At 71.5% G+C, this 13,557-nt stretch carries 14 protein-coding genes; 5 read left to right on the forward strand and 9 right to left on the reverse strand.

What is annotated here, in order from left to right:
* The first annotated feature begins 31 nt into the window (after positions 1–31).
* Positions 32–808: a phosphate ABC transporter ATP-binding protein PstB gene (pstB, locus tag Saso_RS17525; RefSeq protein ID WP_189921350.1), complete on the forward strand. Its 777-nt coding sequence runs from the start codon at positions 32–34 to the stop codon at positions 806–808.
* A gap of 651 nt (positions 809–1,459) precedes the next feature.
* On the opposite strand, the gene Saso_RS17530 is transcribed toward pstB, so the two are convergent.
* A complete protein-coding gene (locus Saso_RS17530) occupies positions 1,460–2,458 on the reverse strand; it encodes an inorganic phosphate transporter (protein ID WP_189921352.1) in 999 nt (332 codons plus the stop codon).
* 7 nt (positions 2,459–2,465) lie between these two features.
* The gene (locus Saso_RS17535) at positions 2,466–3,086 is read right to left on the reverse strand and encodes a DUF47 domain-containing protein (protein ID WP_171398087.1); all 621 of its coding nucleotides are present in this window, start codon (positions 3,084–3,086) and stop codon (positions 2,466–2,468) included.
* A 230-nt stretch (positions 3,087–3,316) separates the two neighbouring features.
* Between Saso_RS17535 and Saso_RS17540 the strand changes: the two genes are divergently transcribed.
* A complete protein-coding gene (locus Saso_RS17540; RefSeq protein WP_307822233.1) occupies positions 3,317–3,724 on the forward strand; it encodes a metal-sensitive transcriptional regulator in 408 nt (135 codons plus the stop codon).
* Here Saso_RS17540 and Saso_RS17545 read toward each other — a convergent pair.
* Together Saso_RS17545 and Saso_RS17550 are read right to left on the reverse strand one after the other, a co-directional pair.
* Entirely contained in the window at positions 3,710–3,922 is a 213-nt protein-coding gene (locus Saso_RS17545) for a hypothetical protein (RefSeq protein WP_189921353.1), read from the reverse strand. The genes Saso_RS17540 and Saso_RS17545 overlap by 15 nt on opposite strands.
* A gap of 205 nt (positions 3,923–4,127) precedes the next feature.
* Positions 4,128–4,961, reverse strand: a complete 834-nt coding sequence (locus Saso_RS17550; protein ID WP_189921355.1) for an SCO4651 family lipoprotein — start codon at positions 4,959–4,961, stop codon at positions 4,128–4,130.
* A 143-nt stretch (positions 4,962–5,104) separates the two neighbouring features.
* Here Saso_RS17550 and Saso_RS17555 point away from each other — a divergent pair, with 143 nt between their 5' ends.
* Complete coding sequence (locus tag Saso_RS17555) at positions 5,105–5,275, forward strand: hypothetical protein (protein WP_189921357.1); 171 nt, start codon at positions 5,105–5,107, stop codon at positions 5,273–5,275.
* Positions 5,276–5,384: 109 nt separating this feature from the next.
* Positions 5,385–6,941, forward strand: coding sequence for an FAD-binding oxidoreductase (locus Saso_RS17560; RefSeq protein WP_189921359.1), 1,557 nt, complete (start codon positions 5,385–5,387; stop codon positions 6,939–6,941).
* An 83-nt stretch (positions 6,942–7,024) separates the two neighbouring features.
* On the opposite strand, the gene Saso_RS17565 is transcribed toward Saso_RS17560, so the two are convergent.
* The 5 genes from Saso_RS17565 to Saso_RS17585 all read right to left on the reverse strand — a co-directional run bounded on the left by Saso_RS17565 (position 7,025) and on the right by Saso_RS17585 (position 11,737).
* Complete coding sequence (locus Saso_RS17565) at positions 7,025–7,735, reverse strand: phosphatase PAP2 family protein (RefSeq protein ID WP_189921361.1); 711 nt, start codon at positions 7,733–7,735, stop codon at positions 7,025–7,027.
* Positions 7,736–7,903: 168 nt separating this feature from the next.
* Positions 7,904–8,911, reverse strand: coding sequence for a C40 family peptidase (locus Saso_RS17570; RefSeq protein WP_189921363.1), 1,008 nt, complete (start codon positions 8,909–8,911; stop codon positions 7,904–7,906).
* Between the two features lie 211 nt (positions 8,912–9,122).
* Positions 9,123–9,869: a trypsin-like serine peptidase gene (locus Saso_RS17575; protein ID WP_189921365.1), complete on the reverse strand. Its 747-nt coding sequence runs from the start codon at positions 9,867–9,869 to the stop codon at positions 9,123–9,125.
* Positions 9,870–10,192: 323 nt separating this feature from the next.
* Entirely contained in the window at positions 10,193–10,363 is a 171-nt protein-coding gene (locus Saso_RS17580; RefSeq protein WP_189921367.1) for a hydrophobic protein, read from the reverse strand.
* A 150-nt stretch (positions 10,364–10,513) separates the two neighbouring features.
* Positions 10,514–11,737 carry a phospholipase D-like domain-containing protein gene (locus Saso_RS17585; RefSeq protein WP_189921369.1) on the reverse strand — a complete coding sequence of 408 codons (1,224 nt, stop codon included), beginning with the start codon at positions 11,735–11,737 and terminating at the stop codon, positions 10,514–10,516.
* 376 nt (positions 11,738–12,113) lie between these two features.
* On the opposite strand from Saso_RS17585, the gene Saso_RS17590 reads away from it, so the two are divergent.
* Positions 12,114–13,466, forward strand: a complete 1,353-nt coding sequence (locus Saso_RS17590) for a S53 family peptidase (protein WP_189921371.1) — start codon at positions 12,114–12,116, stop codon at positions 13,464–13,466.
* The last annotated feature ends 91 nt before the right edge of the window (positions 13,467–13,557 follow it).

A 13,557-nucleotide genomic window follows, 5' to 3' on the forward strand; every position in this document is an offset into this window, starting at 1 on the left:
TCAGCGACCGACTGGAAGTGAAGTAGAGAAAATGGCGAAGCGAATCGACGTAAGCGGACTGACCGCCTACTACGGATCCCACAAGGCGATCGACGACATCTCGATGACGGTCGAACCCCGCTCGGTGACGGCCTTCATCGGCCCCTCCGGCTGCGGCAAGTCGACGTTCCTGCGCACGCTGAACCGTATGCACGAAGTCACCTCGGGCGGCCGCGTCGAGGGCAAGGTGCTCCTGGACGACGAGGACCTGTACGCGGCGGGAGTGGACCCCGTCTCGGTCCGCCGCGAGGTGGGCATGGTCTTCCAGCGCCCCAACCCGTTCCCCACCATGTCGATCTTCGACAACGTGGCGGCCGGCCTGCGGCTCAACGGCTCCTACAAGAAGAGCGAGCTGGCGGACGTCGTCGAGAAGTCCCTCCAGGGCGCGAACCTCTGGAACGAGGTCAAGGACCGCCTCAACAAGCCCGGCTCTGGCCTCTCGGGCGGCCAGCAGCAGCGCCTGTGCATCGCCCGCGCCATCGCGGTCGAGCCGAAGGTCCTGCTGATGGACGAGCCCTGCTCGGCCCTGGACCCCATCTCCACCCTGGCGATCGAGGACCTGATCGGCGAGCTCAAGGAACGCTTCACGATCGTCATCGTGACGCACAACATGCAGCAGGCGGCGCGTGTCTCCGACCGCACGGCCTTCTTCAACCTGTCCGCCGTCGGCCAGCCCGGCAAGCTCATCGAGATCGACGACACGGAGCGCATCTTCTCCAACCCGTCGGTCCAGGCCACGGAGGACTACATCTCGGGCCGCTTCGGCTGAGCCCCACCCCCGAGGGCCGCTCCGACCGAGCCCGCCCCCGATCCCCTCGCGGTGCTGCATGGCGGTGCCACCGCGAGGCCGCAAAGGGCCCGCCCCCGGCTCGGGGGCGGGCCCACGCGTTTTCGGCCCGGGGGTCCGGCGGGCCTGGGGGTCCGGCGGGCCGGGGGCCGGTGGGCCATGGGGTCCGGTAGGCCGGGGGGCCGTGGGGTCCGGTGGGCCGGGGGCAGCTCCACCCGGTCCGGGCCAGGAGTCGCCGGTCGGCAGCCGACGTCGCAAGTGCGAGGACGAAGGACACAGGCGTGCCCGCCGGGCCCAAGCCTGGGCAGGGAGGGCGACAGCCGGGGAGTGAGGGCGACCCGGGCTCTCACCTCGCACGGGGAGCCCGGAGCGGGTGAAGCAGGACACCCTCGGGTGCCGAGAGACGAAGCACACGCTTCGGCCGCAGGGGGCGAAGCGCCCGCATCCCGGGGTCCGGGGCGGAGCCCCGTGTCGGGGCCACCCCACCTACCGCGTCGGGCGGGTGGGTGGGCGAGACGGGGGCGAAGCCCCCATCCGCGGGGTCCGGGGCGGAGCCCCGTGTCGGGAGCACCTCACCCACCGAGTCGGGCGGGCGGGTGGGCAAGACGGCGGCCAAGCCCCGCCCCACCCCACCTACAGGAACAACAGGTTCACCAACCAGAACGCACACGCCGCGACAACCCCCGCCGCAGGCATCGTGATGAACCACCCCAGAACAATGTTCTTGGCGACCCCCCACCGCACGGCATTGATCCGCTTCGTCGCCCCGACACCCATGATCGCCGAAGTGATCACATGCGTCGTCGAGATCGGCGCCTTGAACAGGAACGCCGTGGTGAACATGATCGACGCCCCGGTCGTCTCCGCGGCGAACCCCTGCGGCGGATCCAGCTCGATGATCTTGCGGCCGAGCGTCCGCATGATCCGCCACCCGCCCGCGTACGTCCCCAGCGAGAGCATCACCGCGCAGGCGATCTTCACCCAGACCGGGATCGGGTCGTCGGCCCCCTGCACGTCACCGATGACGAGGGCCATCACCACGATGCCCATCGTCTTCTGCGCGTCCTGGAGACCGTGCCCCAGCGCCATACCCGCCGCCGACACGGTCTGCGCGATCCGGAAACCGCGCTTGGCCTTGTGCGGGTTGGCCCGCCGGAACATCCACAGGATGGCCGTCATCACCAGGTAGCCGGCGATGAGTCCCACCACCGGCGAGAGGAACATCGGGATGACGACCTTGTCGAGGACGCCGGACCAGATGACCTCCGTGCCACCGGCGAGCGCGGCGCCCACCATGCCGCCGAACAGCGCGTGCGACGACGAGGAGGGCAGCCCGAAGTACCAGGTGACGAGGTTCCAGACGATCGCGCCGATCAGCGCGGCGAAGAGGATGCCCATCCCCTTCGAGCCGTCGGGCGTCTCGATCAGCCCCTTGCTGACGGTGTGCGCGACCCCGCTGCCGAGGAAGGCACCGGCGAGGTTCATCACCGCGGCCATGGCCAGCGCCGCCCGGGGCGTCAGCGCCCGGGTGGAGACGGAGGTGGCGATGGCGTTCGCGGAGTCGTGGAAGCCGTTCGTGTACGTGAATCCGAGCGCGACGCCGATGGTCACGATCAGAGCGAAGGTGTCCATGAAGGGCTCAGGACTCCTTGACCGCGATGGTCTCCACCGTGTTGGCCACGTGCTCGAAGGCGTCGGCGGCCTCCTCCAGCACATCCACGATCTGCTTCAGCTTGAGCACCTCGATGGCCTCGTACTTGCCGTTGAAGAGATGCGCGAGCAGCTTGCGGTGGATCTGGTCGGCCTGGTTCTCGAGCCGGTTGACCTCGATCCAGTACTCGGTGAGGTTCGCCATGGTCCGCAGGTTCGGCATGGCCTCGGCGGTCAGCTCCGCCGCCCGCGCCAGCACCTCGATCTGCTGCTCGACGCCCTTGGGCAGCTCCTCGACGTTGTAGAGGACGACCAGGTCGACGGCCTCCTCCATGAAGTCCATGATGTCGTCGAGGGAGGACGCGAGGTTGTAGATGTCCTCACGGTCGAACGGCGTGATGAACGAGGAGTTCAGCTGGTGGAAGATCGCGTGCGTGGCGTCGTCACCTGCGTGTTCCGCGGCCCGCATGCGCTCTGCGATCTCGGCCCGGCCGGCGGGGTCCGCCCCGAGCAGTTCCATCAGGAGTTTCGAGCCCGTGACGATGTTGTCCGCGGATGCGGCGAACATGTCGTAGAAGCTCGTCTCCCTGGGGGTCAGACGAAAGCGCACGTGGGGTCCTCAGGATGCATCGGTTTCGGTCAGGCTGATGCTAGGCGCATCATCCGGCCACGGCTAATGGGCCGTCCCCCAGTGTCGCCCATCGCACCGAGCGACCGGGAGGGGGGCGACCGGCAGCGAGAAAACCGGCGAAACCCCTGCTCGGGCCGTATACCCAAGGAAGTTCGCTACGATATACCCAGTAGGGGTATGTGTGCGGAGCCGGAGCACTGGAGGACAGGATGACGACCACAGAGGCCGGCGGGCCCGCGGCCGCCCCGGCCGGTCCCGCGACGGACCCCGCGACCGGCCCGGAGCACGCCCACGGCGCCGAGCACACCCACGGCCCGGAGCACGCTCCCGGCACGGTGCACGGCTACCACAAGCAGAAGGACGAGCACCTCAAGCGTCTGCGCCGCATCGAGGGCCAGATCCGCGGCCTCCAGCGCATGGTCGACGAGGACACGTACTGCATCGACATACTCACCCAGGTGTCCGCCTCCACCAAGGCCCTCCAGTCCTTCGCCCTGCAACTCCTGGAGGAGCACCTGCGCCACTGCGTCGCCGACGCGGCCCTCAGGGGCGGCGACGAGATCGACGCCAAGGTGGAAGAGGCGACGAAGGCCATCGGCCGCCTACTGCGCACCTGATCCGCGGCGCGCGCCCGGCGCGGGACCGGGGCCGGCCCCGGTCTCCTCCCCCACCCGCAGGACCAGGTCGATGCTCTCGAGGCTGAGCCGTTCCTCCCCGGCCGCGGACGCGGCGATGATCAGCTCGCCGCACAGTTCGATCTCGGCGAGGGCCACGTGGTCCTGAACTGCCGTACCGCCGCCCGGAGCCACGCGCATCACCTCGTCCCTGCCGTCACCGGCTTCCTAGAGTAGGGAGCGCTATACACCGAGCGCATGGCACGGACGGGCTAGTCCTTGTACGCAACCAGTGGCCGAAAACACTCGCCCACCCCGCCCGGCCCCGCCTCGCCCGGCCTCGCCCGGCCCCGCCCGGCCCCGCCCGGTCCCGGCCCACCCGGCCCCGTCCGCCCGGCGGGACGCCTCACTCCTGCGCGATCCGCCCCGCGTAGATGTCCCGAGCGGCCGGCAGCCGTACGTCGACGGGCGCCCCGAAGTCGTACAGCAGCGTCGTCGAGGCCACCGCGACCGGCTCCTTGCGCTGCCCGTTCACGAAGCTGAACCGGTGCCGGACCTTGCGGATGCGCCCCTGGTCGTCGAGGTAGACGTCGAACGGCACCCGGGCCGTGGCGAACCCTTTCGCCGCCGCGCGCAGCGCGTTGCGTCCGCCGGCCGACGCGTCCCGCGCGGCCACCGCCAGATCGGCCGTCCCGCGGTAGTGCCGCACGGCCGTCCCCGCCACCTCGGTCCTCCCCACGTACGTGGCCGTACGCGTCCCCCGCAGCACCTCGGCGGCGGCGAACGGATCGGTGGCCCCGCCCGTCACGAGGTTCCCGTCGGACAGGGTGGCCGTCTCCACCCGCACCCACTTGTCGTCGGGCACCCCGTCCCGGTTCTTCATGAACAGCGCCCCGGGCGCGAGGAGTTCGGCGATGGGCCGGTGCTCACTGGTACCGGCCGGATCCTGCGGCAGCTGCACCCTCAGCTCGCCGAGCTGCCTGCGGTAGTCGTACGCGCCCTGGCCGCGGATGGTGACCCGGGTCCCGCCCGTCGCCATCTCCATCGAGGTACGCGCCTTGGACGTGCCCGCCTCGACGAGGGTGTCGGCGGCCCGGTGCAGCGTCTCGACGGGGTCGGCCGCCCTGCCGTCCTCGGCCACCGCGCCGCCACCGGAACACCCGGCTGCGCCCGCGCAGACCCCCGCGACGAACCCCGAAAGGACCGCCGCACCCACCAGCCCGCGCCGCCGCTCCGCCATGACCCGTGCACCCCCAACCGGTACGTCCGTCACGGGACCCCTGTCGTTCCGGTTAACGACGGGTAAGTGCCCCCGTCACGCCGAGCCGTGGTTCTGCGACCGCCATCCGGGTTTCCTTGCCCGTCCTGGGTACCGTTGTCCTTGTGACACAGCAGGACGGCCCGGCCCGTCCCCGCACCGACGGGGAACACAGCACCACGACCGTCGAACAGGGCAGGTTCTGCCTGGCCCGCTGCACCTGCGGCTGGCGCGGCCCGGCCCGCAGGGCGAGAAGCACGGCGAGGACGGACGCGGAGCACCACGTCCGCGGCTGACCGGCGCACGTCACCGTTGCGTCACCGCCGGCGCCCGCCGGAACCCGCCGGTCCACGACCTCGTCTCGCTCCATGAAGCCGACAGGCGTTCGAGGGAAGGCGCAAGAACATGGAACGGCGTACGTTCATCGCGGGCGGCACGGCCGCGGTCGCGGCGGCAGCGGCCGCGTGCAAGGCGGACAACAGCGGTGCCGGCGCCTCCGCCTCGGCCGCCGGGGACTCCACGACGACCTCCCTGACCACGACGAGCGTCGCCGCCCCCGCCAACTGGGCCGCCCTCGCCCGCGACCTGGACGGCACCCTCGTCCGCCCCGGCGAGGCCTCCTGGGCCGCGGCCCGCCAGCTCTACAACACCCGCTTCGACAGCCTCAGGCCCGCGGCGGTGGCCTACGTGGCGCACACCGACGACATCCGCACGGTGCTGGCGTACGCGCGCGCCCACCGGATCAAGGCCGCGATCCGCAACGGCGGCCACTCCTACGGCGGCTGGTCCTCGGGCGACGGCCGGCTGATCGTCGACGTCTCCCGGCTGAACCGGGTGCGGGCGAGCGGCACCACGGCGGTGGTCGGCGCGGGCTCGAAGCTGATCGACGTCTACCGGGCGCTCGCCGCGAAGGGCGTGACGATCCCGGCGGGTTCCTGTCCCACGGTCGGCGTCTCCGGCCTGGTGCTGGGCGGCGGCCACGGCGTCGTCTCCCGCGCCTACGGCCTGACCTGCGACAGCCTCACCCGGGCCACGGTCGTCACCGCGGACGGCAGGCAGCTCACCGCCGACGCGACGACGAACAAGGACCTGTTCTGGGCCCTGCGCGGCGCGGGCAACGGCAACTTCGGCGTCGTCACCGAGCTGGAGTTCAGGACCCACCCGGCGCCCCAGGCGGTGACGGGCTACCTCACCTGGCCCTGGTCCAAGGCGGCGGCGGTCCTGAAGGCCTGGCAGGAGTGGGGGCCGTCCCAGCCCGACGAGATCTGGTCCTCCCTGCACCTGGCGAACGCCACCGGCGGCAACCCCACGGTCTCCGTCGCCGCGTTCTGCATCGGCACCTACGGCCAGCTCCAGAACGCGGTGGACCGGCTCGCGGACCGCGTGGGCGCCCCGGCGACCAACGTCTCCCTGCGCCGCCGTACGTACGAGGCGGCGATGGAGATCTACGCCGGCTGCTCCTCCTTCACCTCCGACGCCCAGTGCCACCTGCCGGGCTCGACGCCGGGCCGCTCCCCGCAGGGCGCGCTGGGCCGCGAGACCTACGCGGCCCACTCGGACTTCTTCGACGTCTCGCTCTCGGCGGCGGGCATCCAGACCCTGCTGAAGCAGATGAGGTCGGTCCAGGGCGGCGCGGGCAGCATCGCGCTGACGGCGCTGGGCGGCGCGGTGAACCGCGTGTCCCCGACGGCCACGGCGTTCGTCCACCGCCGCTCCCGCATGCTGGCGCAGTACATCGCGTCGTGGCGGGCCGGCACGGCGGGGACGGCCGCCCGGACCTGGCTGGACACCGCCCACAAGGCGATGGTCCCGTACGCCTCCGGCGCGGCTTACCAGAACTACGCCGACCCGACGCTGGCCGACTGGCGCAAGGCGTACTACGGCGCCGCGCTCCCCCGCCTGACCCAGCTGAAGCGGCAGTACGACCCCAACGGCTTCTTCAGCTACCCCCAGAGCCTCTGACGCGCCCTCACGTCCTTCCGAGGACGGGCCCGTCCGCGAGATCCCGGGCCCGTCCGCCGGACCTCGGGGCGCGTCCGCCGGAGCTAGGCGGCGAGGTCGCGTTCCTCGGCGGCGATCGCGGTGCGCGTGCCGGTCACGATGCCGTCCCGCTCCCCGGCCCGGGCGGAGCGGGCGCGCACCAGGGTGCCCAGCCGCGGCGACCGGTCGACGGCCTTGAGCACGGGGGTGAGCAGCATGGAGGCGATGGGCGACAGCAGCAGCGCCACGGCGGTCCCGAGCGCGAACCCGCCGACGACGTCCGTCGGATAGTGCACGCCCATGTAGATCCGGCAGAACCCTTCGAGCAGCGCGATCCCCAGGCCGACGAGCCCGAAGGCGCGGTTGGCGACGAACAGCCCGACGGCCATGGCCATCGTGAGCGTCGCGTGGTCGCTGACGAAGGAGTAGTCCGTCTTGCCGGAGACGAGCACCTCCAGACCCCGGTGGTCGAGGAAGGGCCGGGGCCTCTCCACGAAGCCCCGTATGGGCACGTTCACCAGGACGGCGATCCCGGCGGCGAGCGGCGCCCACACCAGCGCGGCGACGGACGACGCGGCCTCGTCGGCGCCGCCGGGCCGCCGCCGGACCCCCCACCAGCACCACACGACGAGCAGCACCATGGCGATCAGCAGTCCGTACTCGCCCACGAACTCGACGATCCGGTCGAGCCAGTGCGGGGCGTCCTTGGCCAGCCCGTTGATGTCGTAGAGCAGGTCGACGTCGGGGTTCGACCCGGATTCGGCGAGTCCAGCCATGGTGCTGCGGCCCCTTCGTCGTGTTCTGCCCGGCACACCTCACATGCGCCCGCTCCAACAGGAACGCACGGCCCCGCTTGATACGTTCCACTCTCCACTGAATGATCACTCAGACGTTATCGAAGAGAGACAGATCCCCGCAGCTCAGAGGCCAGGTGCGCGCGGTCCTCACACGGCCGTGGGGAGCGCTTTCGCGCCATCTTCGGTCACGCGGGTCGCCCCGAAGTACTCGGCCGTGTCGATGGGGTCGAACCGGATGACGGCCCCCGTGTAGGGCGCGTCGATCATGTACCCGCCCCCCACGTACATCCCCACGTGGTGGATGGCCCGCGAGTTGTTCAGGTCGGTGGAGAAGAACACCAGGTCGCCCGGGAGCAGCTCGCTCCGCTTGGGGTGCGGCCCCGCGTTGTACTGGTCGTTGGCGACTCGGGGCAGGGTGATGCCGACGCTTTCGTAGGCGGCCTTGGTCAGGCCGGAACAGTCGAACCGTCCGCCCTGGTCAGCGGTGCCGTTGCCACCCCAGAGGTAGGGCGTGCCGAGCTTCTTCTGCGCGAAGTAGATGGCCCCCGCGGCCTGCTTGGAGGGATCGACCCGGCTGACGGGCGCGGCGAAGGACTCCTCCAGCGTCGTGATGATCCGGACGTAGTTCTGGGTCTCCTTGTACGGCGGCACGCCCCCGTACTTGATCACCGCGTAGGCCCCCGCGTTGTACGAGGCGAGCATGTTCTCGGTGATGTCCCCGGGGACGTCCTTCACGTACGAGGCGAGCTGGCAGTCGTACGACGCGGCCGACGGAATCGCGTCATTCGGGTCCCAGACGTCACGGTCGCCGTCGCCGTCGCCGTCGATGCCGTGCGTGGCCCAGGTGCCGGGGATGAACTGCGCTATGCCCTGCGCGGCGGCGGGGCTCTGCGCCCTCGGGTTGAATCCGCTCTCCTGGTAGAGCTGTGCCGCGAGCAGCGCGGGATTGATGGCGGGGCACAGGTTGCCCCATTTCGCCACGAGTGTCTGGTACGCGGCGGGCACGGCGCCCTTGGCCAGTGCCCGGCCGGCTCCGCCGACCCCGCCTGCGACGTTCCCGCCGACGAGGTAGACGCCGACGACGAGCGCCATCATGAAAGCGGCGCCGGCACCGACGGCGGTGGTCGCCACGACCCATGCCTTACGCACCGTCAACCGCCCCTCGCCGCCCGGGATTCCGCCCCCGGACAGTGTAGGGGCGACGTCCGCCCTGCGGGGTGATCACGAACGAGGGGAAACTGCGTGTGGCGGCCCGGTGCGCCCCTTCGTCCCGACGCGCCCCGCACGCAAGGGGGTTACGCGCCGAACGGGGCATCACATCCGGTCGGAGCAGCGCGCCGGAACGGCGGTGGCGTGCCTGGTCCCCCTAGGGGTCGGCGGTGGCGTCCCGGTACAGCTCGGCGGCCTCCGGCCCGAGGACCACGCTGTACGAGATGTCGGCCGTCGCGCCGCCCTGTTCGTGGCCGCCGAGGACGCCGACCACCTCCCCGTACCCGTTCACCCACGGGCTGCCGCTGGTCCCCCCGGTGAAGTCGGGGCACTCGACGCGCTGCTGGGTCGCGGTGTGCGCGGTGGGCCGGTTGGTGCAGCGGATCGGCACCTCGAGCGCGTCGGGATAGCCGGTGACGGTCACGGCGGTCGCCCCGGTGGTCGTACGCGTCGCGAAGCGGTTGGCGCCGACGACGTCCTCGACGCCCTTGCCGTCCCGCTCGTCGACGAGGGCGAACGCCACGTCGCTGTCCTCGTCCTGCCCCTTGGCCCAGCCGTCGGGCAGGAAGACCCGCCCGACCCGCCAGCTCCCGTGGGGGGCCTTGCCGTCCCGGTAGCCGGGCACGAACGCCAGTTCGCCGGATCCGGTGAGGCAGTGCGCCGCGGTGGCGATGAGGTCGCCGTGCGGGCTGTGCACCACGGAGGCGGTGCAGAAGTGCTCGCCGGTGAGCCTGCCGGCCTCGGCGTCGTCCGCGCTGAAGAGCGCGCCGACCCGGTCGGACTGCGCCGTCGCGGCGGCGACGGCCGTGACCCCGAGGGGTCCTGGCCCGCCGTCGGCGGCCGCTTCGGAGGCGGAGGTGACGGCCAGCAGGACGACCGCACCGAGCAGGGCGTTTCGCTTCATCGGGTTCACTGTGTCCCACGAAGGTGAGAGAAACGTCAGACGCGTGCTTTCCCGTACGACGCTACCCGCACTCCGGCCCCGGCACCCGTCCACTCTTCCCACCGTGCCCGGATACCCCCCGACCGGCCGCGTACGCCCGTGTCTTGTGCGCCCCCCCGCTTGCGCAGCGGCACCGACCGGGTTAAGGGGCCCGCGCTTCCGGCGTCCTCGGTGCGGATACGGCGTGAACCGCAGAATGACCGCTCCGCCGGCGGCCGGAAATGCCGAAGGCCCCGCAGGAAATCACCTGCGGGGCCTTTCGGCCGGATATTCACCCGCCCGGTCTACCAGCGGTACCAGCGGCCCTTTCGGCCACCGTGCCCGGCGGGCCGCGCCACGAAGCCCACCAGCCAGACCACGAGCACGATGACGGCGACCCACCACAGGGCCTTGAGCGCGAAACCGGCACCGAAAAGAATGAGCGCGAGAAGCAGAACAAGAAGCAGGGGAACCATGATTATCAACCTCCGCTGACTCAGGTGCCCCACGGAATCCCCTTCACGCCCACAAATCTCCGGCGCATGTTCACGCATTGCGGGGGAATACGCTTCGCCCCGGACACCCCACCGCGGAACCGGCCGGGGAGCCGGCCGCGGGGGCCGGCGTCACAGGAAACGGCGGATGGGGATGACCGCGGCCTCGCGGGCCCGCTGGAGCACCGAGCGCCGCTTCCAGCGTCCCTCCCGGATCAGCTCGGCGGACCGCACGTCGTCGTCGAAGTGGTCGTCGAGGGTGGCGGTGAACTCCTGGTCGAGCACGGCGAGCATGATCTCCTCGTCGTGGTCGAGGGAGCGGCGGTTGAAGTTGGTCGAGCCCACCAGCGCGGCGACCCCGTCGACCGTGATGACCTTGGCGTGCATCATCGTCGGCTGGTACTGGTAGATCTTCACGCCGCAGGAGGTCAGGTCCTCGTAGTAGTGCTGACCGGCGAGCTGGCAGACCCGCTTGTCGGTGTGCGGGCCGGGCAGCAGGATCTCCACCTCCACGCCCCGCCGGGCCGCGGCGCACAGCAGCTCGATGAAATAGGCGTCCGGCGAGAAGTAGGCGGTGGCCAGCCGGAAGCGCTCCTCGGCCGACTCCAGCATCACCCGGATCAGGGTCTGCATGTCCTGCCAGCCGAAACTCGCCGAGCCGCGCACCACCTGCACGACCGAGTCGCCCTCAGGACGGTGCGGGACGAACCGGTCGCGGTCGTCGAAGAGCTCGTCGTGGCACTCGGCCCAGTTCTGCGCGAAGGCGGCGGCGATGCCGTCCACGGCGGGCCCGCGGACCTCGACGTGGGTGTCACGCCACTCGCGCTCGTTGCGGGCGTCGCCGCACCACTCCTCGGCGATGCCGACCCCGCCGGTGAAGGCCGTCTGCTCGTCCACGACGAGCACCTTGCGGTGACAGCGGTGGTTCTGCTTGAGCGGCGAGAGGGTCAGGGGTCTGCGGAACCAGGCCACCTGCACACCGGCCCGCTCCATCTCCGCGAGGAGCTCCTTCTCGATCAGCCGGCTGCCGAACCCGTCCAGCAGCAGCCGCACCCGCACGCCCGCCTTCGCCCGGTCGGCCAGCGCCCGCGCGAAGTCGCGGGCGATGTCCCCGCGCCAGTAGACGAACGTCATCATGTCCACCGTGTGCTCGGCGGCCCGGATGCGCGCCAGCATCGCCGGGAAGATCTCGTCCCCGTTGCGCAGCGCCGTGAGCGTGTTGCCCTCGGTCGCGGCGATGCCGATGAGCCGCTCGAGCCGGCGGCGTATCCGCTCGACCCTCTCCTGGACCAGCTCCGGCGCCGGCGCGTCGGCGCCGTTATCGGTCGGCTCGGTCCGTTCCTGCGTACTGGTCATGACGTCACCCGGCCGGCACTCGCAGAGGACATCGGGCCGCGTTACCCGGTCCGGCGCGGGACGCGGCGAGCCGACTTTACCTCCGGCGCGCAACCCGCCCGGCGGGCGCGACACCGGGGGCGCGGGAGGCCGCCGGGACGGCAGCGGAGTCAAGTTCCGGCCATCGCGACACCATCCGCCCGCCATTGATCAGCAATCCCCCAACCCCCTTGAGTAAGGCGGAAGTCAGGATTCCACCGGACCCCTTGTTGTCGCGTACTCAACAAGACAACAGTCGTCGGCGGGCCGCCGCCCGCCACCGGGGACCACGCACCGGTGGCACGCATCACCCCCCCCACCCGCACCGCCCCTGTCACCCTTCTTCAGGAGCTGTCCGTTGCGTACGACGACTTCCCCCAGCACCCCCGCCATATCCGGCAGATGGCGCCGCACGGCCGCCTCGGCCCTCGGCACCGCCGCCCTCGTGCTCGCCGGACTCGGCACCGCGGCCCACGCGAGCGCGGCCCCCGCGACCCCCGCCCCGGCCGCCCCGGCCGCCCCGGCCGCCCCGGCCAAGGTCACCTGGACGGCCACCCCCTGCGCCACCCCCAAGCACCAGGGCGACCTCGTCTGCCACTCCTTCCGCGTCACCGGCGGCACCACGGCCTTCCAGAAGGAACGCGCCGCCGAGACCGGCAAGGCCGCCCGGGTCACCCCCAAGGCCGCCGCCGCGAGCCCCACGGGCTACGGCCCCTCCGACCTCCAGGACGCCTACGGCCTGACCGACGCGGCCGCGGCCGGCGGCTCCGGCGAGACCCTCGCCATCGTCGACGCCTACGACGACCCCAACGCCGCCGCCGACCTCGCCAAGTACCGCTCGTACTACGGCCTGCCCGCCTGCACGGTGGCAGGCGGCTGCTTCAAGAAGGTGAGCCAGAGCGGCTCCACCACCTCCCTGCCCACCGCCGACAGCGGCTGGGCCGAGGAGGAGTCCCTCGACCTCGACATGGCGAGCGCCGTCTGCCCGCTCTGCAAGATCCTGCTCGTCGAGGCCACCTCCTCGTCCATGGCCAACCTCGGCAAGGCCGTGAACGAGGCCGTCGCCCTGGGCGCGAAGTTCGTCTCCAACAGCTACGGCGGCTCCGAGTCCGCCTCCGACACCTCGTACGACACCTCGTACTTCAAGCACCCGGGCGTCGCGATCACCGTCAGCGCGGGCGACGAGGGCTACGGTGCCGAATACCCGGCCGCCTCCAGGTACGTGACGTCCGTCGGCGGCACCGCCCTGTCCGCCTCCTCGACGACCCGCGGCTGGACCGAGAAGGTCTGGAACACCAGCTCCACCGAGGGCACCGGCTCGGGCTGCTCCGCCTACGACACCAAGCCGACCTGGCAGACCGACACCGGCTGCGCCAAGCGCACCGTCTCCGACGTCTCGGCCGTGGCCGACCCCGCGACCGGCGTCTCCGTCTACGACTCCTACGGCGTCACCGCCGGCTGGTACACCTTCGGCGGCACCAGCGCCTCCGCGCCGATCATCGCCGCCGTCTACGCCCTCGCCGGCACCCCGGGCAGCAGCGACTACCCGGCCTCCTACCCCTACGCGGACCCCTCCGCCCTGAACGACGTCACCACCGGCAGCAACGGCACCTGCTCCAGCACCGCCGCCTACCTCTGCACCGCCAGGTCGGGCTACGACGGCCCCACCGGCCTCGGCACCCCGCAGGGCACCGGCGCCTTCACCGGCTGACCCACCGTCACCGGGGGCGCAGCAGCCGCCCGGCCGCACCACCACAACCGAACAGCCACCGTGGGCCGTGGGGGCCACACGTGGTGAACGG

It is taken from the genome of Streptomyces asoensis (genome assembly GCF_016860545.1).
Classification (GTDB): domain Bacteria; phylum Actinomycetota; class Actinomycetes; order Streptomycetales; family Streptomycetaceae; genus Streptomyces; species Streptomyces asoensis.